19 protein-coding genes are annotated in these 24,657 nt (G+C 72.3%); 13 read left to right on the plus strand and 6 right to left on the minus strand.

Features of this window, described 5'->3' with window-relative positions; translation table 11 throughout:
- Positions 1–27: 27 nt before the first annotated feature.
- A complete protein-coding gene (locus DEI92_RS08360) occupies positions 28–1,293 on the minus strand; it encodes a kynureninase (protein WP_111013128.1) in 1,266 nt (421 codons plus the stop codon).
- Positions 1,294–1,622: 329 nt separating this feature from the next.
- On the opposite strand from DEI92_RS08360, the gene DEI92_RS08365 reads away from it, so the two are divergent.
- On the plus strand, positions 1,623–1,961 hold the full coding sequence (locus DEI92_RS08365) for a hypothetical protein (protein ID WP_111013129.1): 339 nt from the start codon (positions 1,623–1,625) through the stop codon (positions 1,959–1,961).
- Positions 1,962–2,002: 41 nt separating this feature from the next.
- Here the strand turns inward: DEI92_RS08365 and DEI92_RS08370 are convergent, their stop codons facing one another.
- A complete protein-coding gene (locus DEI92_RS08370; RefSeq protein ID WP_111013130.1) occupies positions 2,003–2,233 on the minus strand; it encodes a hypothetical protein in 231 nt (76 codons plus the stop codon).
- Positions 2,234–2,498: 265 nt separating this feature from the next.
- Here DEI92_RS08370 and DEI92_RS08375 point away from each other — a divergent pair, with 265 nt between their 5' ends.
- The gene (locus tag DEI92_RS08375) at positions 2,499–2,795 is read left to right on the plus strand and encodes a DUF4190 domain-containing protein (protein ID WP_111013131.1); all 297 of its coding nucleotides are present in this window, start codon (positions 2,499–2,501) and stop codon (positions 2,793–2,795) included.
- Between the two features lie 141 nt (positions 2,796–2,936).
- Positions 2,937–6,098 (plus strand): GH92 family glycosyl hydrolase, encoded by a 3,162-nt coding sequence (locus DEI92_RS08380; protein ID WP_258370132.1) that lies wholly within the window; start codon positions 2,937–2,939, stop codon positions 6,096–6,098.
- Here DEI92_RS08380 and DEI92_RS08385 read toward each other — a convergent pair.
- The gene (locus DEI92_RS08385) at positions 6,049–7,122 is read right to left on the minus strand and encodes a LacI family DNA-binding transcriptional regulator (protein WP_258370133.1); all 1,074 of its coding nucleotides are present in this window, start codon (positions 7,120–7,122) and stop codon (positions 6,049–6,051) included. The two genes, DEI92_RS08380 and DEI92_RS08385, sit on opposite strands and share 50 nt — an antisense overlap.
- A 215-nt stretch (positions 7,123–7,337) precedes the next feature.
- Here DEI92_RS08385 and DEI92_RS08390 point away from each other — a divergent pair, with 215 nt between their 5' ends.
- The 5 genes from DEI92_RS08390 to DEI92_RS08410 all read left to right on the plus strand — a co-directional run bounded on the left by DEI92_RS08390 (position 7,338) and on the right by DEI92_RS08410 (position 14,978).
- Positions 7,338–8,651 (plus strand): sugar ABC transporter substrate-binding protein, encoded by a 1,314-nt coding sequence (locus DEI92_RS08390; RefSeq protein ID WP_111013132.1) that lies wholly within the window; start codon positions 7,338–7,340, stop codon positions 8,649–8,651.
- 28 nt (positions 8,652–8,679) lie between these two features.
- Positions 8,680–9,558 carry a carbohydrate ABC transporter permease gene (locus tag DEI92_RS08395; protein WP_111010462.1) on the plus strand — a complete coding sequence of 293 codons (879 nt, stop codon included), beginning with the start codon at positions 8,680–8,682 and terminating at the stop codon, positions 9,556–9,558.
- A gap of 158 nt (positions 9,559–9,716) precedes the next feature.
- Positions 9,717–10,538 carry a carbohydrate ABC transporter permease gene (locus tag DEI92_RS08400; protein WP_111010545.1) on the plus strand — a complete coding sequence of 274 codons (822 nt, stop codon included), beginning with the start codon at positions 9,717–9,719 and terminating at the stop codon, positions 10,536–10,538.
- Positions 10,538–11,914 carry a glycosyl hydrolase gene (locus tag DEI92_RS08405; RefSeq protein WP_111013133.1) on the plus strand — a complete coding sequence of 459 codons (1,377 nt, stop codon included), beginning with the start codon at positions 10,538–10,540 and terminating at the stop codon, positions 11,912–11,914. The genes DEI92_RS08400 and DEI92_RS08405 overlap by 1 nt, the downstream gene beginning before the upstream one ends.
- 22 nt (positions 11,915–11,936) lie before the next feature.
- The gene (locus DEI92_RS08410) at positions 11,937–14,978 is read left to right on the plus strand and encodes a glycoside hydrolase family 38 C-terminal domain-containing protein (protein WP_111013134.1); all 3,042 of its coding nucleotides are present in this window, start codon (positions 11,937–11,939) and stop codon (positions 14,976–14,978) included.
- Between the two features lie 72 nt (positions 14,979–15,050).
- Here DEI92_RS08410 and solA read toward each other — a convergent pair whose 3' ends face one another.
- Positions 15,051–16,268 (minus strand): N-methyl-L-tryptophan oxidase, encoded by a 1,218-nt coding sequence (solA, locus tag DEI92_RS08415; protein ID WP_111013135.1) that lies wholly within the window; start codon positions 16,266–16,268, stop codon positions 15,051–15,053.
- Positions 16,269–16,470: 202 nt separating this feature from the next.
- On the opposite strand from solA, the gene DEI92_RS08420 reads away from it, so the two are divergent.
- From DEI92_RS08420 to DEI92_RS08435, 4 genes are all read left to right on the plus strand, one after another.
- Complete coding sequence (locus DEI92_RS08420) at positions 16,471–18,018, plus strand: ABC transporter permease (protein ID WP_111013136.1); 1,548 nt, start codon at positions 16,471–16,473, stop codon at positions 18,016–18,018.
- Positions 18,019–18,179: 161 nt separating this feature from the next.
- The gene (locus DEI92_RS08425) at positions 18,180–18,854 is read left to right on the plus strand and encodes an ABC transporter ATP-binding protein (protein ID WP_111013205.1); all 675 of its coding nucleotides are present in this window, start codon (positions 18,180–18,182) and stop codon (positions 18,852–18,854) included.
- Positions 18,855–19,045: 191 nt separating this feature from the next.
- Positions 19,046–19,429 (plus strand): DUF2267 domain-containing protein, encoded by a 384-nt coding sequence (locus DEI92_RS08430; RefSeq protein WP_111013206.1) that lies wholly within the window; start codon positions 19,046–19,048, stop codon positions 19,427–19,429.
- A 24-nt stretch (positions 19,430–19,453) separates the two neighbouring features.
- The gene (locus DEI92_RS08435) at positions 19,454–21,415 is read left to right on the plus strand and encodes a prolyl oligopeptidase family serine peptidase (RefSeq protein ID WP_111013137.1); all 1,962 of its coding nucleotides are present in this window, start codon (positions 19,454–19,456) and stop codon (positions 21,413–21,415) included.
- 75 nt (positions 21,416–21,490) lie between these two features.
- On the opposite strand, the gene DEI92_RS08440 is transcribed toward DEI92_RS08435, so the two are convergent.
- On the minus strand, positions 21,491–22,855 hold the full coding sequence (locus tag DEI92_RS08440; RefSeq protein ID WP_111013138.1) for an MFS transporter: 1,365 nt from the start codon (positions 22,853–22,855) through the stop codon (positions 21,491–21,493).
- 146 nt (positions 22,856–23,001) lie between these two features.
- Between DEI92_RS08440 and DEI92_RS08445 the strand changes: the two genes are divergently transcribed.
- A complete protein-coding gene (locus DEI92_RS08445; protein ID WP_111010455.1) occupies positions 23,002–23,490 on the plus strand; it encodes a hypothetical protein in 489 nt (162 codons plus the stop codon).
- 31 nt (positions 23,491–23,521) lie between these two features.
- Here the strand turns inward: DEI92_RS08445 and DEI92_RS08450 are convergent, their stop codons facing one another.
- Entirely contained in the window at positions 23,522–24,517 is a 996-nt protein-coding gene (locus DEI92_RS08450; protein ID WP_111013139.1) for a family 16 glycosylhydrolase, read from the minus strand.
- Positions 24,518–24,657 lie beyond the last annotated feature (140 nt).

Consider the following 24,657-nt stretch of genomic DNA (forward strand, 5'->3'; position numbering starts at 1 on the left):
GGGCGCCGGACGCTCGGGCGCCCGCTCCTACCGCCCGGCGAGCTCGGCGCGGATCGCCTCGACGGCCAGTCGGACCTCCGCGAACGTGGTCGACAGGGGTGAGAGCCCGAGCCGGATGCCGTTCGGGTTCCGGTGGTCGGGGATGACGTCCTGCGCCCAGAGCGCCGCGGTCACCTCGCGGAACGCCGGGTGCGTGATCGTCACGTGGCTGCCGCGGACGTCGGCGTCGCGGGGGCTGGAGACGACGACGCCGAACGGGGCGAGCAGGTCGTCGACGAGCGCGATCGCGTGTTCGGTGAGCGCGACGGACTTCGCGCGGACCGCGTCGATGCCGACCCGCTCGAGGAGGTCGAGCATGTCCTGCATCGCGAGCATGCCGACGACGGGCGGCGTCCCGCTGACGAGCCGGCGCACCCCCGGCGAGGGCGTGTAACCGTCAGCCATGCTGAACACGTCGGCGGCGCCCATCCACCCCTGGATCGGCTGCCGCAGGTCGGCCTGCAGCCGCTCGGCGGCGTAGGCGAACGCGGGGGAGCCCGGGCCGCCGTTGAGGAACTTGTAGGTGCAGCCGACGGCGAGGTCGACGTCCCACGCGTCGAGCGACGTCGGCACGACGCCAGCCGAGTGGCACAGGTCCCAGAGGACGAGCGCGCCCACCGCGTGTGCCGCCGCGGTGATGCCGGGCACGTCGGCGATGACTCCCGAGCGGTAGGCGACGTGGCTCAGCACGACCACCGCGGTCGACGTGGACACAGCATCCTCGACCTGCTCGACCGTCACACCGGTGACCGGGTCGGCCGCGATCCACTGCACCGAGAGCCCGCACTCGGCGGCGATGCCCTCGACGACGAAGCGGTCGGTCGGGAAGTCGTCGTCGTCGATGACGATCTCGGTGCGGTCGGGCCGCGCGGCCACGGCGGCGCGGATCGTCTTGTACAGGAGCACCGTCGTGGAGTCCGCGACGACGGTCTGCCCCGCCGCGGCGCCGAGGCACACGGCACCGATCCGGTCGCCGAGCTCGAGCGGAAGCGTCATCCACTGCTCGTCCCACGAGCGGATGAGGCGACTGCCCCAGTCGTGCGTCACGAATCGCTGCAGCCGCTCGGCAGTGGCGAGGAGCGGTCGCCCGAGCGAGTTGCCGTCGAGGTACGCGCGGACCTCGGTGCTCGGGACGAATGCGGCGACGTGTTCCGCGAGCGGGTCGGTGCGGTCGAGTTCGAGCGAGTCCGGTGCGGTCGCCCGCGGGGCGTCGCGTCCGACCCGGTCGTCGGCGACGGACGTCTGGTCGGTCATGTCAGGGACTCCTCGGCGCGGTCGGCGGTCAGGACCCGAGCGCCGGACAGCCAGCGTACGGCGTCGCGGGGGGCCGCGCTCCGTCCCCGGGCCGTCCGGCCGACGCCGATGTGCGGTCGCAGCGGCCCGAGCCTCAGATCTGCCGGTAGATCGTCAGCGTCTGCTCGGGCTGGTCGGGCACCAGGAACGACGCATGCGCCAGGTGCTGGACACGCCCCGACCGTGTGCGGACCCGTTTGACGCCGGCCTGGCTGGACGCAACGCCTCCAGCCTCGAGCGGCTCGCCGCACTCGTCCAGCCTCGAGCGGCTCGCCGCACTTGACCCGCGCGTGCGGACCGTCCGGTCCGTCGGCGACCGCGCTGCGGACGCGTCGGCGATCACCGCGACGGTCGAGGGTGACGCCGACGTCGTGATCGACGCGCTCGGGCCGACACCGACCGCGGACCTCACGATGGCGGGCTTCGACGTGGTCCGCGTCGACGGCACGATGGTGCTGCTCGGCGGGGTGCGACAGACGCTCCCCGTGCCCTACGGCGAACTCATGCGTCGCCGGATCACGCTGCGCGGGAATGCGCATCGCCCGGTCCGGTTGTACCTCGTCAGGAACGTCAGGAGCACCGATGCAGCGACCCGTGGTGGACCCACAGCAGCAGACCGACGAGCGTGAGGTCGTGAGCGGACGCCGGTTCGGCGCGTGGCTCGGCCTCATCAACCACGGCGAGGAGCCGATCGCGCGACGCTGATCCGCGCGAGCACGGGCCCGGGGCCGTCCCCGATCTCGATCGCCCCACTCGCTGCGGGTCGGGTGCCGTGCGCGGTGATCGCCGAGACCGACAGCACGGAGGTCGCGCGGGCACCGAGGGACCCCGTTGTGTACCACGGAGCGGCGGCGCCGAGGGCCGTCACCGCCTGCGGAGTCGAGGCCGTCGCGTCCTGCACGGGCTCGGAGTCCCCGGTCCGCCGAAGCGGCCCTCGCGGATCGCGAGCACGGACTCGTCCTGGTCAGTCGGTGTCTGTTCGGGCACGCGCACCACCCCCGCACGTGACGGTGACGCCGTGGTGCTCGCGCCGGTCGGAACGTCCCCCGTTGGCTGGCGAAGTCCCCCTCGCTGTACCCCGTTCGCTGAGAACCAGGAACGCTGCGCTCCAACCGGTGCTTTCCTCAGGTCATCTGACCGACCACGACACCGAGGAGCCCGATCCCATGGTCACCAACACCCAGCCCGAGCGGTACGGCACCGCAGACTCCGGACGGCGCAACGGCGTCGCCATCTCCGCACTCGTCATCGGCATCGTCGGCCTCGTCATCAGCTTCTGGGGCGTCCTCAGCCTCGTCGCCCTGGTCCTCGGCGTCGTCGGCCTGCGTCGCTCGCCGGCCAAGGGGGAGCGCGGTCACGGCCAGGCGATCGCGGGCATCGTCCTCGGCGTCATCGGCGTCGTGTGGGGCATCCTCGCGCTCGTCTTCGGCCTGCAGCACTACTTCTTCTTCGTCAACCACTGACCCCGCATGGGAGCCTCGCTCCCATGACACGGCGCCGGTCACCGCTCCGCGAGCAGACGCTCCGCATCGTCACGTCGCTCGTGGGGATGGTGGCCGGCGGTGGCCGCGAACGGGCCGTGCCCGGGCTCGTAGGCTGGTCCGATGCGAGCACTGGTGCGGAGCAGCGGTCCGACGACGGCGGTGGCGGCGCGGAACGGGGTCGGCTTCTCCTCCGCCGAGGCGTACCTGGTGGAGCGACACGGCCCCGACCAGACGGTCGCCGAGGTCCCGTTCGCGGCCGAGCGGCCGGTGGCCTCGGGCGACCGGCTCACGTGGGTGTGGTTCCCGGAGCGGGTGCTGCCGGCCGGTCGCGCCGAGCCGACCGAGGCCGACCTCGACGGGTTCTGGGACGCGACCGCCTTCGCGCTCGACGTCGTGTTCACGGACGGCAGCCGTGCCTCCGCGTCAGCGCGCGACCAGTACGCGGTCCCGATGACGCCGGAGGCGCAGGACGACGCGCGCATGCTCTGGGTGGACCAGTGGAACCGCCGCACCGTCGACCTGACGCCGTTCGCCGGGCGCACGGTGGACCGTCTGGAGGCACGGCTCGGCCGCGCCGACCGGGTCGCCGCCGACGGCGCGGCGGCACCGCTACGGGGCTGGCTCGACGACGTGCGGATCGAGACGGCGCCGCCCCGGGCCTCCCGGCCGCTCGACCACGTCGTGACGACCCGCGGGACGCACGCGTCGTCGCGGTTCTCCCGCGGGAACACGGCGCCCCTCGTGGCGGTCCCGCACGGCGGCGTGTTCGGGCTGCCCATGACCGACGCGTCCGATCCTCGCTGGCCGTACGCGTACCACGAGCACGTCGACGGCGACGGCCGGCCGGCGCTCCAGGCGTTCGCCACGTCCCACATCCCCTCGCCGTGGATGGGCGACCGCGGGGTGTTCCAGATCATGCCGAACCCGCTCGTCGAGCCGGACACTGACCGCACGGCCCGCGCGCTGCCGTTCGACCGCGCGGACGAGGTCGCCGGCCCGCACCGCTACCGGGTCGCGTTCGACGGCGGAGTGACCGCGGAGATGACGGCGGGGGAGTTCGCCCTCGGGTTCCGGTTCACCTTCCCGAGGGAGCGTGCATCGGTGGTGCTGGACCACCACGGCGTCGTCCGCTCGGCGTCCGTGCAGGTCGAGGACGGCGTCGGGGTCGTCGACGCGCTCCTCGACGACCGGCCGCAGACACCGCCGCACCACGTGCACCTCCGCGTCCACGGCGTGGTGGCGGACCGGACGACCGTCGAGGAGGGCCGGCTCGGTGGCTGGTTCGTCGTCGACGGGACGGCTCCGGTCGACGTGCTCCTCGGGATCTCGACGGTGTCGGCGGAGGACGCGGCCGCGAACCTGCGCGCTGCGGGCGACGTCGACGCCATGTGCGCCGAGGCCGAGCGGCGGTGGTCGGCGGCGCTCGCCACGATGTCGTTCGAGGGTGCCTCCGAGGACCAGCTCGTGTCGCTCTACTCGGGCCTGTACCGGCTGTTCCTGTACCCGAACACCGCCGGGGAGACCGCGCTGACCGGCGCGTCCCGCTACCGCTCGCCCTACGGCGCGGTCCTCGACACCCCCGTCCGCGACGAGCCCGGTCCCGAGGTCGGGTCGGGGCCGTTCACGACGACGAACGGGTTCTGGGACACCTACCGCACGGCGTGGCCGCTGCTCGCGCTCCTCACACCCGAGCGGACCGGGGCGCTCGCCGAGGGCTTCGTGCAGCACCACCACGACGGCGGCTGGACGCCCCGCTGGAGTGCCCCCGGTGCCGAGGACGTCATGACCGGCACGACGAGTGACACCGTGTTCGCGGACCTCGCGGCCAAGGGTGTCCCGGGGTTCGACCTCGCGACGGCGTACCGGAGCGCGGTGCGCAACGCGACCGTGCCGTCACCGGACCCGCGTGTGGGACGCAAGGGGATCCTCCCGGGCGCGTTCCGCGGGTACGTCGACACCGACACGCACGAGGGGATGTCGTGGACCCTCGACGCGGCGATCAACGACTGGGGGCTCGCGGTCATGGCGCGGCTGCTCGCCGACCGCGCCGTGCCCGGTTCGTCGGAGGCGGAACGACTCGACGCCGAGGCCGAGTGGTTCGCCCGGCGGTCCCTGCAGTACCGGAACGTGTTCCACCCGGGGCTCGGGTTCTTCGTCGGCCGTCGTCCCGACGGGGACTGGCGGGTCGAGGGCGAGGCGTTCGACCCGGCGGAGTGGGGGACGGACTACACCGAGACGAACGCGTGGGGCACGATGGTCACCGCCCCGCACGACGGGGCCGGTGTCATGGCCCTGCACGGCGGGCCCGAGGGGCTCCTCGCCGCGATGGCCCGGTTCCGCGCCGTCGGCGAGACCGGTGCGACGGACCGTTCCGGCTCGTACGGGTTCGCGATCCACGAGATGACCGAGGCGCGGGACGTCCGCATGGGGATGCTCGGTCTGTCGAACCAGCCGGCGCACCACATCCCGTTCGCACCGATGTGGGCCGGCCGACACGACGACGCGCACGCGACGCTCCGCGAGTGCGTCACGCGCCTGTTCGTCGGTTCGGACCTCGGCCAGGGGTACCCGGGCGACGAGGACAACGGCGAGATGAGCGCCTGGTACGTGTTCGTCACGATCGGGCTGTACCCGCTCGCGCCCGCGACCGGGACCTACGTGCTCGTCCCGCCGACCGTCCGACGGACCGAGCTGCACCTGGGCGACGCGACCACGGTCGTCGAGGTCGCGGGGCCGTGCCGCGGCCCGTACGTGGCGTCCGTCACCGTCGACGGTGAACCGTGGGAGTCGGTGTCGATCCCGCACGCGGTGATCGCCCGCGGCGCGCACGTGGTGTTCACGCTGTCGGACGAGCCGCTCGGGTGGGCCGCCGGGTCGCGCCCGGTGTCGGCGTCCGAGCTCCACGGCTTCGCGGACACGCCCGCGGACGTCCTGCCGGTCGGCGCGTCGCCGGTCACCGACGACACCGGGCGGAGCGTCGTGCGGCTCGCCGAGGGGGAACACGTCGAGGTGCCGGTGTCCGTCGCGGCCGCGTCGCTCTACACCGTCACGGTGGCCGAGCCGGGGACGTACGGGTGGACGGTGGCGTGGGTCGACGCGGACGGCCGGGTCGCCACGGCGGACGAGCGGGTCGGCGAGGAGTTCGCCTGGGCCGCGCAGACCCGGGTGTTCCGGATCGCGGGCGGGGTCGAGCGCGGTGCGATCCGGTTCACGGCGTCGCGGCCGGTCGGGCTCACCCAGCTCGAGGTCGTCGCGGCCTCGCGGTCGACTCCCGGACGCTGAGCGTCAGGGCGGGGCCGGGGCGCGACGTCAGCGGGGTCCCGGCCTCGACCTGCTCGAGCAGCAGTCGGGCCGCACGCTCGCCGAGCTCGACGGTGTCGCGGGTCAGGGTCGTGAGCGCGGGCCGGACGAGCCGCGCCATGGCGGAGTCGTCGAACGACGCGATCGACAGGTCGTCGGGCACGGGGACCCCCATCTCGGCGGCGACACCGAGCCCGGCGACGGCGAGCACGTCGTTGTCGTAGACGATCGCCGTGGGGCGGCGCGGGCCGACGAGCAGGGTCCGGGTGATCGCGGCGCCGGCGTCCGACGAGTAGTCGGTGGTGAACGACTCGGCGGACTCGAGCCGGGCCTCCCGGGCGAATCGCTGCAGCGCCGCGGCGCGCATGGCCGTGTGCTCGAACTGCGGTGGCCCGGCGACGTGCGCGATGCGGGTGTGGCCGAGCGCGTGCAGGTACCCGAACACGGTGTCCGCGGCGTCCGAGTCGTCGATCCACACGGTGGGCCAGGTGCCCGGCGGCGATGGATGCGAGCCGACGACGACGGCGGGCAGGCCGAGTTCGGCGAGCAACGCGAGGCGGGGGTCGTCGGCTCGCGGGTCGATGAGCACGACGCCGTCCACGCGGTGCCCGCTCCACCACTCGCGGTACGTCTCGAGCTCCTCGTCGACGTCACGCGCGACGAGGAGGTTCATCCCGACGTGGGTCCCGGCGAGGCCGAGCTGGATCCCGGAGATGAGGTCGCCGAAGAACGACTCCGTCCCGAGCGTGCGCGCGGGCCGGTTGAGCACGAACCCGATGGTGCCGGCGCGGGCGCCGCCGAGGGCCCGCGCGGCCGAGTGGGGACGCCAGTTGAGCTCACGGGCGACCTCGAGGATGCGCGACCGGGTGGCCGCCGAGACACCCGGCCGGTCGTTCAGTGCGAACGAGACCGCTCCCGTGGACACGCCGGCCCGTGCTGCGATCTCGGCGATCGTCACCCGTTTCGGTTGCGGCATCGTCGCTGCACCGGCCCCCTCGTCGTCCACGCGCTCATCATGGCGGCACCCGCGCCCGTTGGCGAATGGCACCGCGCCCGGCGAGTGACCACCGGGTGTCGCCGCGGCGCACGACCGGGGACACGCCGCGGCTTGACTATAGCGCTTTAGTCCTTCATGCTCACCTGCAACAGCGGTAGCGATGCCGCGACTGATGGCGGATCTGAACCGCTTCAGTTGCTGCGGCGAACAAGGGAGTCCACGCAATGTCACGTCGTACCACCACAGCACCCACCTCCGGCCGGAGGCGAGCGACGTTCGCCGCAGGCCTGGCGACCGCCGCGGCGGCCGCGCTCGTCCTGACCGGCTGCTCCGCGGGCAGCAACAGCGGCGGCAGCAGCGCCGGCGGCGACGTCACCGGCACGATCACGCTCCAGACCTGGGCGCTGACGCCCAAGTTCACGGGGTACCTCAAGGGCGTGATCGCGGCGTTCGAGAAGAAGCACCCCGGCACGACCGTCAAGCTCGTCGACCAGCCCGGCGACGGCTACTCCGACAAGGTCCTGAGCCAGGCGTCGTCGAACACCCTGCCGGACGTCGTCAACCTGCCCCCGGACATCGCGCTGCCCCTGGCGAAGCGCGGGATCCTCGAGGACGTCAGCAAGGCCGACAGCTCGCTGCGGAGCACCTACACGGCGGGCTCGGTCGACGCCTACGACTACAAGGAGACGAAGGGTGGCGTGTACGGGTACCCCTGGTACCTCAACACGGACGTCGACTTCTGGAACAAGTCGATGCTCGACCAGTGCGGTCTCGACTCGTCGAAGCCGCCGGTGACCACGCAGCAGCTCTTCGCGCAGGCCAAGACCATGCACGAGCACTGCCCGAACGACTACCTGATGAGCCGCAAGCCCACGCTGAGCGACTTCACCCTCGCCGGCGTCAAGGTGCTCAACAGCGACGGCACGAAGTTCACGTTCGCCACGAAAAAGGCGGCGTCGCTCATCGACCAGTACGCCACCGCGTACCAGAACGGCTACATGCCGTCGTCGGTCCTCAACTCCGACTACCTCGGCAACTCGACCCTGTTCACGCAGGGCAAGGTGGCCTGGACCACGGGTGGCGCGTCCTCGCTCAGCGACTTCGAGACGAACAACCCGTCGCTCAAGAACGACGTCGTCGTCTCGCCGGCGCTCGACACCCCGCCGCTGTACGTGCAGGGCCTCAGCGTGTCGCAGAAGTCGAAGCACCTCGCCACCGCGAACGCGTTCGCCCAGTTCATGACGAACGCCGCGAACCAGAAGGCCTTCGCCAAGCTCGTCAACATCTTCCCGTCGACGAAGTCCTCGCAGTCGGACCCGTTCTTCTCGAAGGACGACGGCACCGAGAACGGCACGGCCCGCGTCCTCGCGAACACGGCACTGAAGACGGCGAAGAACCTGACGCCGGTCGAGGCGAACGACTCCATGACGACGTTCCTCGACCAGCAGATCGCGCTCGCCATGAAGGGCCAGACCACGAGCATGAAGGCGCTGCGGACCGCGCAGACCAAGATGAACACCCTGCTCGCGAACGGCTGACGCCACCACCAGGAGAGGGAGGATCGCCATGCGAGCGAACCGTTGGTACACGCCGTGGATCCTGATCGCGCCGGCCCTGGTGTGGCTGCTCGTGTTCAGCTTCTGGCCGTCGATCAACACCGTGCGGCTGTCGTTCACGAACGCCAGCCCGCTCGGCGGGGTGAGCGCGTGGGTGGGCCTGAAGAACTTCAGCACCCTGCTCGCCGACCCCCAGGTGTGGCAGGCGCTGCTCAACAGCGTCGTCTACATGGCGATCTGCCTGCCGCTGCTGACGATCCTCCCGCTCCTCATCGCGCTCCTGGTCGAGAAGAACCTGCCCGGGATCGCGTTCTTCCGGACCGCGTACTACACGCCCGTCATCGCGTCGGCGGTGGTCGTCGGGCTCATCTGGACCTGGATCCTCGACGACCGCGGCGTGGTGAACGAGGTCGCCCAGAGCCTGCACGTCATCCAGGGGCCGCTCCCGTTCCTCACCGACCGATGGCTCGTGCTCTTCAGCGCGATCAGCCTGACGGTGTGGAAGGGCCTCGGCTACTACATGATCATCTTCCTGGCGGCGCTCGGGAACGTCGGCAAGGACCTGCACGAGGCGGCGGCACTCGACGGGGCCGGCGCCGTCCGCCGGTTCTGGAGCGTGACCATGCCGGGCGTCCGCGGCACCATGACGCTCGTCGGGATCCTCGTGTGCGTCTCGGCGCTGCGGGTGTTCTCGGAGCTCTACGTCCTCACCAACGGCAAGGGCGGCCCCGGCGGCCAGGACGAGTCACTCGTCAGCCTCATCCAGGAGTACGCCCGCGGCTTCACCGGCAACCTCGGCTACGCGTCGGCCCTGAGCATCCTGCTCTTCGTCGTCACGCTCGTGCCGATGCTGGTCCTCGCACGCATCAACAACAAGGCGGAGCAGTGACGAACACGACGACGACGTCCGAACCGGTCGTCTCCGGAGACCGCGGGACCGCAGCGAACGCTGCGGGCGGCAGCCGCGCCTCCCGACCGGGAGGGACGGGACGGACCCGGCGCGTCGGTCCGGACGGGCGCCGCCGCCGGAGCCGCACCTTCGGCACCATGAGCACGAAGGAGAAGGTGTTCCGCTACGTGCTGCTCGTGGTGGTGCTGTTCATCACCATCGGGCCGTTCCTGTGGCAGCTGTCGACCTCGCTCAAGGGCGCGGGCGAGGACATCTACACGCAGACGCCGGAGTTCGTACCGAGCCAGCCGACGTTCCTCAACTACGTCAAGGTCGCCGACGCGATCCCCGTGTTCACCTACATCGGGAACTCGCTCGTCGTCGCCGCGCTCGACGTGGTCGGCAACGTCGTGTTCGCCACGCTCGCCGGGTTCGCCGTGGCCCGCCTGCAGTTCCGGGGCAAGAAGGTGGTGCTCGGGCTGTTCCTCGCGACGCTCGTGCTCCCCGGCGAGGTCACGATCGTCTCGCAGTTCGTCACGATCAAGGACCTCGGGCTCGCGGACTCGCTCGTCGGCGTCGCCCTGCCGGGGATGATCGCCGCGCTCAACGTGCTGCTCATGTACAACGCGTTCCGGCAGATCCCGGAGGAGATCGACCAGGCGGCCGTGATGGACGGCGCGAACTCGTGGCAGCGCCTCCGGTTCGTCGCGCTGCCCGCCGTGCAGGGCACGATCGCCGTCATCGCGATCTTCTCGTTCATCGGCGCGTGGGACGACTTCCTCTGGCCGCTCATCGTGCTGCAGACGCCGGACAAGCTGACCCTGACCGTCGGACTCCAGTACCTGCAGGGCACGTTCTCGAACGACCAGCGCCTCATCGCGGCGGGCACGATGATCGCGTTCATCCCGATCGCGGTGATCTTCTCGGTGCTTCAGCGCTTCTTCTTCAAGGGCGTCGAAGAGGGCGGGGTCAAGGGCTGATGCGCTTCGGCGTCAACTACACGCCCGCCGAGGGTTGGTTCCACTCGTGGCTCGACTTCTCGCCGTCCGCGGTGGCGCGTGACCTCGAGCAGATCGCCGGCCTGGGCGTCGACCACGTCCGCGTGTTCCCGCTCTGGCCACTCGTGCAGCCGAACCGGACGCTCATCCGGGCGTCGGCGCTCGACGACGTCGCGACGGTCGTCGACATCGCCGCGTCGTTCGGGCTCGACGTCAACGTCGACGCGCTGCAGGGGCACCTGTCGAGCTTCGACTTCGTGCCGTCGTGGCTCGAGAGCTGGCATCGTCGGAACGTGTTCACCGACCCGGACGTCGTCGCGTCGACCGCCGACTACGTGCAGGCGCTGTCCGCGGCGCTCGCCGGCCGGCCGAACCTGCTCGGCGTCACGCTCGGCAACGAGCTGAACCAGTTCGCGCACGCCCCGCACCCGACCCCGCATGCGGTGACCGACCGGGAGGCCGGGGACTGGCTCGCGACGATGGTCGCGGCGGCGCGCCGCGGGCTCGGCGCACCGGTGCCGGACGCGGTCCCGGCTCCGGGTCTCCCGTCCGGCGTCGGCCGGGAGGCCCGGCGCACGGCCGCCCCGTCCGTCACGGTCGCGCAGTACGACGCCGCCTGGTACGACGACGCGCAGCCGTTCGGTCCGGAGCACGCGGCCGAGCACGGCGACATGACCGTCACGCACTCGTGGGTGTTCAACGGGGCCGCCCGCGTGCACGGTCCGCTCGGCACCGGGTCCGTCCGGCACGGCGAGTATCTGCTCCAACTCGCCGCGGCGTGGAACCGGACCGCGGAGCGACCGAACTGGCTCCAGGAGGTCGGCGCCCCGACGAACGTGGTCCCGGTCGACGACGCCCCAGCGTTCCTCGAGGGCACGATCCGGCACGCCGTTGAGGTGCAGCAGCTGTTCGGCATCACCTGGTGGTGCTCGCACGACGTCGCACGGTCGCTCGCCGACTTCCCCGAGCTCGAGTACAACCTCGGACTCTTCACGAACGACGGACGCCGCAAGCCGACCGGCGAGCGATTCGCCGAGCTCGCCCGTGCGTTCGGCGACGGTGCCGGCGCGGCACTCGAGCGGCTCGCGCCGCCGGCGGACGCGCTCGTCCTCGACGACGTCCTGCCCGACGGCCGTCGCGCCCCGGACGTCCGCGCGACGGCCGCCCCCGGGGGCCGGTTCTCGCTCGCCTGGGTCGCGCTGGCCGAGTCGCTCGGCCGCGGACCGCAGGTCGTCCTGCGCTCGCGCGCGGGAGACTCCGGACTCCTGGCCGAACGCGGCATCCGCACGCTGCACGACGTCCCGGCGGACACCCGCGCCGTCCACACCGCGGTGGCGCACCCCGCCACGATGCCCTGACCACCTCATCCGGAAGGCACTGATGCACGACGACATCCCCCTCACCATCGGCCGAGCGCGCCGGGTCCTCGACGAACGGATCCTGCCGGCCGTGCACGCGACGGCGGTCCCGCTGACGGTCGAGTGGAACGAGCTCCCCGGCGAGCCGATCACCCCCGCCGAGGGCCTCGCGCTCGCCTACCGGCCGTACGAGGTCGGGACGTCGTGGGGCGCCGCGTGGGGGACCACCTGGTTCCACGTCACCGGGACCGTGCCCGAGCAGTGGGCCGGACGTCGGGTCGAGGCGCGCATCGACCTCGGGTTCGACGTGAACATGCCGGGGTTCCAGTGCGAGGGCCTCGTCTACCGACCGGACGGCAGCCCGGTGAAGTCGATCAACCCGCGCAACCAGTGGGTCCTCGTCACTGAGCAGGCCGAGGGCGGCGAGCTCGTCGACCTGTACCTCGAGGGCGCGTCGAACCCCGTGCTGCTCGACTACCACCCCTTCCTCCCGACGCAGGAAGGGGACATCCAGACGTCGTCGTCACGGCGGTTGTACACGTCGCGCCGCATGGACCTGACCGTGTTCGAGGCCGAGGTGCACGAGCTCGCCCTCGACATCGAGGTGCTGCTCGAGCTCCAGGCCGAACTGCCCCAGGGGCCGCGACGGATGCGGATCCTGCAGGCGCTCGACGACGCCCTCGACGCCCTCGACCTGCAGCACATCCCCGAGACCGCGCCCGACGCCCGAGCGGCGCTCGCCGACGTGCTCGCGTCCCCGGCCGAGGCCTCGGCCCACCGGATCTCCGCCGTCGGACACGCCCACATCGACTCCGCATGGCTCTGGCCCGTGCGCGAGACGATCCGCAAGGTGGCGCGGACCACCTCGTCGATGACGGAGCTCATCGACCAGACCGACGACTTCGTCTACGGCATGTCGAGCGCCCAGCAGTACGCCTGGATCAAGGAGCACCGCCCCGAGGTGTACGCACGCGTCAAGGAGGCCGTGGCAGCGGGTCGGTTCCTGCCCCTCGGTGGCATGTGGGTCGAGTCGGACACCGTGATGCCGACCGGCGAGTCGATCGTCCGGCAGTTCTCGCAGGGCCAGCGGTTCTTCGAGCGCGAGTTCGGGATCCGGCCGAAGGGCGTCTGGTTGCCGGACAGCTTCGGGTACTCGCCTGCCCTACCGCAGCTCATGCGTCGCGCCGGGTTCGAGTGGTTCTTCACGCAGAAGATCTCGTGGAACCAGGTGAACAAGTTCCCGCACCACACGTTCCTGTGGGAGGGCATCGACGGGTCCCGCGTGTTCTCGCACTTCCCGTCCATGGACACCTACAACTCGCAGCTGTCCGGCTCCGAGGTCGCGAAGGCGTCGCGGCAGTTCCGCGAGAACCGCCTGGCGTCCGGGTCGATCGCGCCCGTCGGGTGGGGCGATGGCGGTGGCGGGACCACGCGCGAGATGACCGGCAAGGCCGCGCGCCTGGCGGACCTCGAGGGCAGCGCGCAGGTCGCGTGGGAGCACCCGGACGCGTTCTTCGAGCGTGCCCGCGGCGAGCTCGCGAACCCGCCCGTGTGGGTCGGTGAGCTCTACCTCGAGCTGCACCGCGCGACCCTGACGTCGCAGCACGGGACCAAGCAGGGGAACCGCCGCGCGGAGCACCTGCTCATCGAGGCCGAGCTGTGGTGCGCCACCGCCGCGGCCCGCACCGGGTTCGCCTACCCGTACGACGAGCTCGACGCCCTGTGGCAGCAGGTGCTCCTGCAGCAGTTCCACGACATCCTGCCCGGCACGTCGATCGCCTGGGTGCACCGCGAGGCCGTCGAGCAGTACGCGCGCGTCGCCGACGCCCTCGTGGCGATCATCGCGCAGGCCGTCCGCGCGCTCGTCGGTGAGGGGGACACCCCCGTCCTGGTGAACCCCGCGCCGTTCGCCCGGGGCGGGGCGCCCGCGCTCGGGGCGGTCGTCGCGGCCTCCGTGCCGCAGGTCGCTCCCGTCACCATCACGGAGGACGGCGACGCCCACGTGCTCGAGAACGACCTCGTCCGCATCACGGTCTCCGCCGAGGGGCTCGTGACCTCCGCGGTCGACCTCGGGTCCGGGCGGGACGCGATCGCGCCCGGCCAGGCGGGGAACCTGCTGCAGCTCCACCAGGACTTCCCGAACATGTGGGACGCGTGGGACGTCGACCGCTACTACCGCAACCGGGTCGAGGACATCCGCGGGGTCGACGAGCTGACCGTGTCGACCGGTGCCGACGGCGTCGCCCGGATCGTCGTCCGCCGGTCGTTCTCGGAGTCGTCGATCGAGCAGACGCTGTCCCTGGCGCCGGGGTCACGCACGCTCGAGGTCGCCCAGGTCGTCGACTGGCACGAGACGGAGAAGTTCCTCAAGGTCGCGTTCCCGCTCGACGTCCGCGCGGAGCACACGATCGCCGAGACCCAGTTCGGCGCGAACAAGCGCGTCACCCACAGCAACACCTCGTGGGAGGCCGCGAAGTTCGAGACGTCCATGCACCGGTACGTGCTCGCGGAGGAGCCGGGCTTCGGCGTCGCGCTCGTCAACGACTCGATCCACGGGTACGACATGACCCGGGACGCCGTCGACGGGGACGTCACGACGACGCTCCGGCTGTCGCTGCTCCGTGCACCGCGGTTCCCCGACCCCGAGACGGACCAGGGCGTGCAGACGCACCGCTTCGGGCTCGTCGTCGGGACGTCGGTGGCCGGTGCGACCGAGGAGGGCGTGCTCCTCAACCTCGACGCCCGGACCGTGACGGGCGACCACGGGTTCGACCCGCTCGTGACGGTGTCCGACGACCTCGTGCTGTCGAGCGTCAAGCTCGCGGACGACCGCTCGGGCGACCTCGTCGTCCGGGTGTACGAGCCGGCGGGTCGTCGTGCCCGCGGGACCGTGACCGTCGCGGCCGACGTCGCGGCCGTCACCGAGGTCACCCTGCTCGAGGAGCCGATCGTCGACGCGGCGACCACCGGCGCGTCGAGCACCGTCGCGGCGACCGACCCCGCGACGGTCGACCTCGCACTCGGCGGCTTCGAGGTCCGCACGCTGCGGTTCACGCTGGGCTGAGGCCGGTGTCGGGCGGCGCGGTCCGGGGCTGACGACCGCGCCGCCCGCGAGCGGCCACGTCGGGCGGCGCGGTCAACGGTCGATGGCCGCGCTCGCCCGGGCCGCAGCGCGATCGGGCGAGAGGAACCCGATGTCGTACCGCGGCCGGACGCCGAGCGCGAGGTCCGCGAGCACCTCGCCGAGCACCGGCACGAACTTGAACGCGTGCCCGGAGCAGCCGGTCGCGACGAAGCACGCCGGCGCCCCGGGGAGCGCGCCGAGGATGAAGTCCTCGTCGCTGCTCATCGTGTACATGCACGAGTACGCGTCGAGGTCCGCGCCCGCGGCCCCGGGCAGGAACCGCTCGAGGACACCGCGGAGTTCGGCGACCTCGTCGGGGCGGACCACGCGGTCGATCGTGTCCGGGGTCGTGTCCTCCCCACCGTCGTGCCGGCCGATCTTGACGCCCTGCCCGTCGTGGTCCGGGAACCCGTAGTACAGGTGCCCGTCGTGCTGGATGGAGAAGCCCGGCATGGCGTCGGCCCCGAGACCCCGGGGGTTCGTCGGCGCGAAGTGCGCGACCACCTTGCGACGGGCCACGATCCGGAGGCCCGTCGCGGCGAGCAGCTCGGGCGCCCATGGTCCGGCCGCCACCACGACCCGGTCCGCGCGGTAGGCGGCGACGTCGGTGCGGACGAGCGGGTGCGCTCCGAACGCGATGTCGACGACGCGTTCCGCGCGGAACTCCGCGCCGTGCTCCTGGGCGAGTCGGTGGTGGGCGCGGACCGTCGCCTCGGGGTCGACGAATCCCGCTTCCCGCTCGAGGACGCCCTCCCAGCCGTCGGCGACGCGGAATGCCGGGAACCGATCACGGATCGCGGTCGCCGTGAGGTGCTCGACGGGGAGTCCGTGCGCGCGGGCCGCGGCGAGGGTGTCCGCCACAAGGGCTCCTCCGATCGGAGCGACGGCGAGCACGCCGCTCTCGGTCAGCAGACGGGTGCCGGACACCTGCTCGAGTTCGTGCCACAGCCTCCATGCGGCGGTCGTGAGCGCGACGTACTCGGGGCCCTCGGCGTACGCCTGCCGCACCAGGCGCGACCGGCCGTGCGATGAACCGTCGCGGTGACCCGGGAGGCGCGGGTCGAGTCCGAGCACCGTCGCACCCCGTGCGGCGAGGTGGTACGCGGCGGCCGAGCCGATGCCTCCGAGCCCGACGACGACCGTGCCCGGGACGCGGACCTCGGCGTCCGTGGCGCCGGAGCCCCCGGTCGCCCCGCGCGACCGACCGGTGGAGGGATGACCGACGTCCATGCGGTGATCATCGCAGACGCATCATGCCGCAGATCCGCCAGCCGACCCCGTCGTTTCTCACCGACGTCACTGGAGGCTCATCGAGGTCACCCGGGAGGCCGAGAGGTGGCGGCGAGGACCCGTTCGTAGCGTCATCGCAGTCGGCCCCGCCGTGCGACCGCACGAGCCGGAGACCAGGAGCCGACCCTGGCGAGGAGACCCCATGTTCACGACGTACCTGAGGCGCGAGCTCACGAACCGCAAGAAGCAGACCGTGATCATCGCGATCGGGATGGCGTTGGCCATCGCGCTCGTGATCATCGTGTCGTCGATCTCGAGCGGCGTGAAGGCAGCGCAGTCCAGCGTGCTCGAGTCGGTCTACGGCGTCGGCACCGACATCACCGTGACGAAGACGGCGACCGCGTCGTCGAGCAAACCACCGAGCTTCGACTTCGGCTCGGGGTCCGGCTCGTCGTCGGGCTCGAGCGGGAAGACGAACCTGTCACAGTCGACCCTCTCCGTACAGCGGGGTACCTCGACGATGGCCGCGAGCACGGTGACGAAGGTCGCGAACACCTCGGGCGTCGCTGCCGCAACGGGCGTGCTGCAGCTGACCGAGAACTCGTTCTCGGGCTCGGTCTCGTCCGGGTCGTCGTCGGGCACCTCGGGCTCGTCGTCCTCGGGCTCGTCGTCCTCGGGCACCACGGGGTCCGGCACCTCGGGCTCGGGCCAGTCGACCGACGGCGGTCCCGCGGGCGGCTTCGGCGGCGGCAGCTTCAGCGTCGACCAGACCACCGTCGAGGGCATCGCGACGTCGAGCACCACGGTCGGCCCGCTGACGAGCGCCGAGGTGACGAAGGGTCGGGCGCTCAGGGCCTCGGACGCCGGGAAGGACGTCGTCGTGCTCGACACGACGTACGCGAAGACCGAGTCGAAGACCGTCGGCGACACCATCACCATCGGCGACACGACGTTCACCGTGGTCGGCATCGTCGCGTCGACGAGCTCGTCCTCGAGCACCGCATCGGACATGTACATCCCGCTCGACACCGCACAGGAGCTGTCCGGTGAGACCGGCAAGGTGACCTCGGTCTACGTCTCGGCGACCTCGTCCTCGGACGTCAGCAGCATCAAGACCGCGCTCGAGAAGAAGCTCACCAAGGCGACCGTCTCCACCGAGGCCGACCTCGCATCGAGCGTGTCCGGGTCCCTCTCGACCGCGTCGAGCCTCGTGTCGAACCTCGGCACCTGGCTGTCGATCGTGGTCCTCGCCGCCGCGTTCCTCATCGCCATCCTGTTCACGATCTCCGGCGTGAGCCGCCGCACCCGCGAGTTCGGCACCCTGAAGGCCATCGGCTGGTCCAACGGCCGCATCACCCGGCAGGTCGCCGGGGAGTCGTTCGTCCAGGGCATCATCGGCGGCGTCGTCGGAGCCGTCGCGGGCCTGGTCGGCATCCTCGTCATCAACGTCATCGCCCCCACCATCTCCGCCAGCGCCTCCAGCAGCACCAGCGCGGGTGACCCCGGCGGGGCAGGACCCGGCAGCGCGGCGACGGCGGCGGCCGGTTCCGGCGCCGCGAACGGTGCGGCGAGCGCAGCCGGTCGGGCTGCGTCCTCGGCGACGGAGGTGGTCCTCCACGCCCCCGTGACGGTCGAGATCATCGTGGTCGCGATCGGGCTGGCGATCACCGGCGGACTGCTGTCCGGGGTGTTCGGCGGGTGGCGGGCCTCCCGGCTGCGTCCGGCGGCGGCGCTGCGGAGCGTGGCCTGATGACCGACAGCCGCGCCCTGCCCATCAGCACCACGACCGACGACACCACGGAAGCAGGCGCCCCGATGACCACCACGACCGACGACACCACGGAGGCAGGGGCACCGACCACCACGGCACCCCGTACGGTCGGCACCGCGTCGGCCCACCCCACGGCGGCGATGTACCAGCTCACCGGGGTGACGAAGCGCTACGCGCAGAAGGGCAAGCAGGTCACGGCCCTCGCGGGCGTGGACCTCGTGATCCCGAGGGGGCAGCTCGTCGCGATCCAGGGTCCGACCGGCGGCGGCAAGTCGACGCTGCTGCAGATGCTCGGCGCGCTCGACCGACCGACCTCGGGCGCGGTCCGGCTCGGCGGCCACGACCTCTCGACCGCAGGGGGTGCCGCACTCACCGACATCCGCGCCACCGAGATCGGGTTCGTGTTCCAGTCGTTCAACCTGATCCCCACGCTCACCGCGCTCGAGAACGTCGAGACGGCGTTCGCCGGCTCGCTGGCGCGGGTCGGGAGGGACGTAGTGCACCGACGAGCAACTGCGGCACTGCAGGAGGTCGGCCTGGGTGAGCGGCTGTCCCACCTGCCGGCCGAGCTGTCCGGCGGACAGCAGCAGCGCGTCGCGATCGCCCGGGCACTGGTGAAGGACCCGAGCGTGCTGCTCGCCGACGAACCCACCGGGGCGCTCGACGAGGCCACGCGCGACGAGATCATGTCGCTCATCGAGCGGCAGTGGCGGGACCGCGGGCTCACCGTCGTGATCGTCACCCACGACTCGTGGGTCGCCCGGCGCGCCGAGCGCCGGCTCCGCATCGAGCAGGGGCAGGTGCGCGACATCTGACACGGACCGCTGGTGCCCCCGTCTCGGTAGGGAGGCGGGGGCATCGGCACGCCGTGGGCGAGGCCCGCGGGACGGCGCCCGGACCTGAACGACACCGCAGGCGTCCCGACGACACTGCAGGGCACAACGACACCGTGGACCGGACGTCGCCGTCCCCGGCGGCGTCGTCGGAGCGAGAACGGCAGGGACCGATGGACGCCGGAGAGTTCGTGGACCTCGTGGCACAACGAGCCGACATCACCCACACGCGGACGCGGGCGCGGCCCATCACGGACGCGACGCTCCTGACGTTGGCCGAGCGGCTCAGCGGGGGCGAGGCCGCCGACCTCGCCGCGGAGCTGCCCGAGGAGCTCCGCACGCCGCTCCTCCGCGACGGTGAGGCGTCCGAGCGGTTCGGGGCCGACGAGTTCTGCCGACGCGTGGCCGAACGGGCGGGCGTCGACGCCGACACCGCGCTCGAGGGTGCGACCGTCGTGTTCGCCGTCCTGCACGAGGCCGTGTCGAAGGGCGTGTGGGACCACGTGACGACCCAGCTGCCGAAGGAGTACGTCGCGCTCTTCCGCCTGAAGGTCTGACGTCCCGTCTGCCACGATGGGCGCATGCCCGCAACGACGCCGTACGGCTCCTGGACCTCCCCGATCTCCGCAGCGGACCTCACCACGAACGGCCACCCCGTGTCCGGCCCGCGCTGGGTGGGCGACGAGGTCTGGTGGCTCGAGCTCCGCCCGCAGGAGGACGGCCGCTCGGCGGTCCGACGCCGCGACGCGTCGGGCGCGGTGGACGACGTCCTGCCCGCTCCGTGGAACGCCGCGAGCCGCGTGCACGAGTACGGCGGCGGCGCGTGGGCGGCGGACGACCGGGGCGTCCTGGTGTTCGTCGAGTTCGCCGACCAGCGCCTGTACGTGCTGGCTCCGGGCGCCCGGGAGCCCCGCCCCCTCACGCCGCTCGGCACCGGCGGCACGCACCACCGGTACGGGGACGTGAGCCTGCGCGGGGACGAGGTCGTGGCGGTGCGCGAGACCCACACGCCGAGCGCCACCAAGACCGGCGAGAACACGACCGACATCGTCCGTGACGTCGTCGCCGTGCCGCTCGACGGCTCGGCGGCCACGGACCCCGCGGCGGTCCGCAGCGTCGTCGGCGGATCCGACTTCCTCGCCGCCCCGCGGTGGTCGCCGGACGGCCGACACCTGGTCTGGATCGCCTGGGACCACCCCCGGATGCCCTGGGACGGCACCGAGCTCCGCGTCGCCCCCGTCGACGACGACGGCGTCGCCGGCACGTGGCGGACGCTGGCCGGGTCGCCCACGGAGTCGGTCCTCCAGCCCGAGTGGCTCGACGACGACACGCTCGTCGCGATCGCGGACCCGACCGGCTGGTGGAACCTCGAGCGCATCACGCTCGACGGCGTCCGGACACCGCTGCACCCGGACGCCGCCGAGTACGGGGGACCGCTCTGGAGGCTCGGCACCCGCTGGTACACGCTGCTGCCGGACGGCCGCCTGCTCGCCACCCGCACCTTCGGGTCCACCTCACTCGTCGTGCTCGACCCGAGCGGCCAGCGGGACCCCGAGCCGATCGAGACGCCGTGGACGAGCATCGCCGTGGGCGGGGCCCGGGACGGCCGCGTCCTCGTGACCGCAGGTGCGTCGACGGTCGGTGCCGGGGCCCGGGTCGTCGACCTCGCGACCGGAGCCGCCGAGGACGTCCGGCTCGACGCGGACGACCTGCCCGACGCCCGGTACCTGCCGGTGGCCGAGCGCCGGGAGTTCCCGGGCGAGCGGACCGTGCACGCGATCGTGTACCCGCCGCGGAACCCCGACCACGTCGCCCCGCAGGGCGAACTCCCCCCGTACGTCGCGGTCGTGCACGGCGGTCCGACCTCGCAGGCGGTGGCCGCGCTCGACATGCGCATCGCGTACTGGACGAGCCGCGGGATCGGGGTGGTCGACATCGACTACGGCGGGTCGACCGGGTACGGCCGCGCTTACCGCGAGACCCTGCGGGGCCAGTGGGGCGTCGTCGACGTCGAGGACACGATCGCCGCGGTGCGGGGTCTCGGGGAGGCCGGGCTCGCCGATCCGGCACGCCTCGCGATCCGCGGCGGCTCGGCCGGCGGCTGGACGGTCCTGTCCGCACTCACCCGGTCCGACGTGTTCGCCGCCGGGGTCTCGTACTTCGGGGTCGCGGAGCTCGAGCGGTTCGCGCAGGACACCCACGACTTCGAGTCGCGCTACCTCGACGAGCTCATCGGGCCCATGCCGGAGGCCGCGGCGCTGTACCGCGAGCGCGCCCCCCTGCACGCCGTCGACCAGCTCCGCACGCCCGTGCTCCTGCTCCAGGGCCTCGACGACCGGGTCGTGCCGCCGTCGCAGGCCGAGCTGTTCCGTGACGCCATGCGGGAGCGGGGCATCCCGCACGCCTACGTCACCTACGCGGGCGAGGGGCACGGGTTCCGGAAGGCCGCGACCATCATCGACGCGACGGAGAAGGAGCTCGCGTTCTACGGGCAGATCCTGGGGTTCGCGACGCCGGGCGTCCCCGCGCTGCCGCTCGACTGATCGCGGGCGCGCCGACGGGCGCCCGCGGGCGCGGTCGGGATGAGTGTGACCAGCCCGCGCCGTCCCTCCAGGCCGTCAGCCCACGCGCTCCGGGAGCCGCCCCTGCAGGGCGCGGGCGTTGAACTCGCCCGTGCTCGTGTCGTGCAGGCCACGCCCCGTCGTCTCCGGTGCCATGACCTGCGAGACGATCGCGCCGACCACGCAGATCGCCGCGGCGATGAGCATGCACGGTCCGATGCCGAGCGTCGTGATGCCCACCGGGAGCAGGAAGGTCCCCGCGGCGGCGCCGACGCGGCTGCACGCGGCGGTGAAGCCCACACCGGTCGAGCGGACCTCGGTCGGGAACACCTCGATGGGGTAGACGGCGGTGAGGTTGCCCTGCAGCGCGTTCATGAACGAGAACACGGCGAAGCACACGACGACGACCGCACCCGGCGCGCTGCCCCAGAAGCCGACCACGGCCAGGGCGACCGCCATGATCCAGAACGGCGGGATGAGCTGCGGGCGACGGCCGATCCGCTCGATGGTGAGCATCCCGACGAGCGCCCCGACGGCGGCCATGCCGTTGACGGTGATGGTGCCGGCCGTCTCGTTGTGCAGCGCGAGCGACTTGAGCACGGTCGGTGCGAACGTGAAGATCGCGAAGTAGGGGGCGACGTTGCAGGCCCAGAACACGGCGATGAAGGTCACGCGCTTCCGGTTCCCCGGCGCGAACAGGGCGCGGTAGCCGCCGGCCTTCTGCTCCTCGGAGCCGTAGTCCTCTTGCTCGTAGTACGCGCCGCCGCCGAGGCGCTGGTCGATCACCGCGCGCGCCTCCTTCTCGCGGCCACGGTGCAGCAGCCAGCGCGGGGACTCCGGGAAACCGATGCGGACGATGACGGTGACGATCGCCGGGAGGATGCTCGTCGCGAGCACCCACCGCCAGTTGAGGTGCCCGAGGTCGACGAGCGCGTACCCGACCACGACCGCGGCGAGGTACCCGGCGTACCAACACACGAGCAGCCCGGACAGGCGCCGTCCCCGGCTCTTCGCGGGGGCGAACTCGGCCAGCATCGCTGCGCCGATCGAGTACTCGGCGCCGATCGCGATCCCGAGCGCGATGCGGACGGCGAGGAGCTGCCAGGCGTCGGTCACGAAGGCCTGCAGCAGGCCGAGGACGACGAACGCGATGATGTCGACCGTGAACACGGTCTTCCGTCCGAACCGGTCGGTCAGGAGGCCCGTCAGTGGCGCCCCGACGAAGATGCCGATGAGGGACGACGCACCGATGAGGCCCGCCTCCAGGGCGTTCACGTGGAGGGCCGTCGAGATGAGCGGCAGGACGACGCTGATGAGGCCGAGGTCGAAACCGTCCAGGCCCTCGCCCCAGGCGCAGGCGAACGTCATGCGCGCGAGGAATCCCTTCCGGCGCTGCTCGGGGGTCCGTGTGGTGGTGCTCATGATCGCTCCTCGTCCGCCGGTCGGAGCACTCCCGCCCGGTACCCAGCGCATCGTACGGATTGGTGGACGAACGGTCTCTCAGGTTCCGCCATGGGCGTCCGAGGTGTGGGATGGGGGCACCTGGACGTCCGACCGAGGAGGAGCCGATGCCCCGACGCCGCGGACCGCGAGCCGAGTTGGCCGCCGCACGCGACGACCTCTCGCCGGTGCTGCTCGACGGGGACGCGGGAGAGGTCGTCGCAGCGCTCGAGGCGTTCGCGCACCGGATCGAGCTGCCGATCATCCGCCCGGACCGCCGTGACGAGCTGCCGGACGACGTGCGCTGCCCGGTTGCCGTCCTCGCCGTGCGGAACAGCGGGCGGCGTTCGTCGCTCCGCCGCGCCATCGACGTCCTCCGCGCGGTCGAGGCGCACCTGACGCCCGACGCCGTCGTCGTCGCGGTGTCGACGAGCAGCGCGGCCCGTTCGGCGCCCGCGCGGCTGCAGCGGCAGCTGTCGGCCGAGATCCTCTACCAGGTGCGTGCGGCCGTGTCGCCCGCGGCGCCGCGGTCGGGGCGGTCGTTCCGCCTCCGGCTCGGACTGTCGGCGCTCGGCGCCGTGGGCGTCCAGGTGTTCCGCATCGCGCTGTCGGGCTGACCCCGCCGCGGCTCGTCCGCCGGCTCGGTCGTCACCGTGCCGGCGCGTACCGCACCCAGTCGACGACCATCTGGGCCGTCCGCGGCGTGCTCGCTGTCGGGTGCGGCACCGACCCGCCGATCGCGAGGCTGAGGATGAGGTCGAACTGTCCGTCGAACACCCACTTCAGGGCGCTGGGGGCGGTCGCCTCGGTGATGTCCGTGCCGACGACACCGTCCACGCTGATGACGACGTGCCCCGGCGACCGGGTGACCGAGTACGTGTGGAACCCCTTGCTCATCGCCTGGGTGTGCATGAGGATCCCGCCGGCCTGCACGTTGTGGTCCGGGTCGTCCTCGCCCGGGCCGTGCAGGAAGTGCGAGGTGCGGTGCGTGTCGATCGGGGCCTCGACGACGTCGATCTCGCCGCACTCCGGCCAGCCGACCGTGTCGACGTCGGAGCCGAGCATCCAGAACGCCGGCACGAGCGACCCGCCCTGCGGGACCTGGATCCGCGCGGAGACCGTGCCGTACCCGAAGGACGACTTGCCGTGGGTCGTCAGGCGGGCGGAGGTGTACGGGGGACCGCCGTCGGGGCCGATGTCCGCCGTGATGACGAGGTGGCCGTGGCCGTCGAGCACCCCGTTCGACGCCGTGTAGGTCTGCAGCTCGTGGTTGCCCCACCCGCCCGCGCCGGTCTGGGCGCTCCAGTGGGCCGGGTCCGGGGCGGCACCCGCCGGTCCGTCGAACTCGTCGAACGACCCGGGCGTGGGGACGGCCTCGTCCTGGGACGGCGCGGGCTCCCCGGTCGCCGTCGTGGTGGCCGTGCTGGCGGCGGTGGACGAGCGGGCGTCGAACGTCGGCAGGGACTGCGCGCCACTCCGCGCGGGCGCGCACGCCGCGAGCACGAGCGCGAGGGACAGTGCGACGCCGACGGCGAGCGCCGGCCGGCGGGTGCGTCGGTGGTACGCGTGCGTTCGGGTCCGGTCGGCGCGCTCGGGCACGCCGTGGTCCCAGGGCGTTCGGGGCGCCCTGTCGTTCGAGTCCACGGAGACTCCAGGTCAGATGGCGGGTCGGGATCTGCGCGGCGGGTACAGCGCGACGGCCCAGCCGTTCGGGTCCTGTGAGGCTACCGCCGCCCCCGGTCGGCCCGACACCCCGCGGACGGGGGGTACCGGCAGTGCCCGGA

Source organism: Curtobacterium sp. MCBD17_034 (genome assembly GCF_003234515.1).
Classification (GTDB): domain Bacteria; phylum Actinomycetota; class Actinomycetes; order Actinomycetales; family Microbacteriaceae; genus Curtobacterium.

Coding starts and splice junctions, on each gene's coding strand:
- DEI92_RS08360 (WP_111013128.1), bottom strand. CDS start 1,293: ATGACCGACCAGACGTCCGTCGCCGACGACCGGGTCGGACGCGACGCC.
- DEI92_RS08375 (WP_111013131.1), top strand. CDS start 2,499: ATGGTCACCAACACCCAGCCCGAGCGGTACGGCACCGCAGACTCCGGA.
- DEI92_RS08380 (WP_258370132.1), top strand. CDS start 2,937: ATGCGAGCACTGGTGCGGAGCAGCGGTCCGACGACGGCGGTGGCGGCG.
- DEI92_RS08390 (WP_111013132.1), top strand. CDS start 7,338: ATGTCACGTCGTACCACCACAGCACCCACCTCCGGCCGGAGGCGAGCG.
- DEI92_RS08395 (WP_111010462.1), top strand. CDS start 8,680: ATGCGAGCGAACCGTTGGTACACGCCGTGGATCCTGATCGCGCCGGCC.
- DEI92_RS08400 (WP_111010545.1), top strand. CDS start 9,717: ATGAGCACGAAGGAGAAGGTGTTCCGCTACGTGCTGCTCGTGGTGGTG.
- DEI92_RS08405 (WP_111013133.1), top strand. CDS start 10,538: ATGCGCTTCGGCGTCAACTACACGCCCGCCGAGGGTTGGTTCCACTCG.
- DEI92_RS08410 (WP_111013134.1), top strand. CDS start 11,937: ATGCACGACGACATCCCCCTCACCATCGGCCGAGCGCGCCGGGTCCTC.
- solA (WP_111013135.1), bottom strand. CDS start 16,268: ATGGACGTCGGTCATCCCTCCACCGGTCGGTCGCGCGGGGCGACCGGG.
- DEI92_RS08420 (WP_111013136.1), top strand. CDS start 16,471: ATGTTCACGACGTACCTGAGGCGCGAGCTCACGAACCGCAAGAAGCAG.
- DEI92_RS08425 (WP_111013205.1), top strand. CDS start 18,180: ATGTACCAGCTCACCGGGGTGACGAAGCGCTACGCGCAGAAGGGCAAG.
- DEI92_RS08430 (WP_111013206.1), top strand. CDS start 19,046: ATGGACGCCGGAGAGTTCGTGGACCTCGTGGCACAACGAGCCGACATC.
- DEI92_RS08435 (WP_111013137.1), top strand. CDS start 19,454: ATGCCCGCAACGACGCCGTACGGCTCCTGGACCTCCCCGATCTCCGCA.
- DEI92_RS08440 (WP_111013138.1), bottom strand. CDS start 22,855: ATGAGCACCACCACACGGACCCCCGAGCAGCGCCGGAAGGGATTCCTC.
- DEI92_RS08445 (WP_111010455.1), top strand. CDS start 23,002: ATGCCCCGACGCCGCGGACCGCGAGCCGAGTTGGCCGCCGCACGCGAC.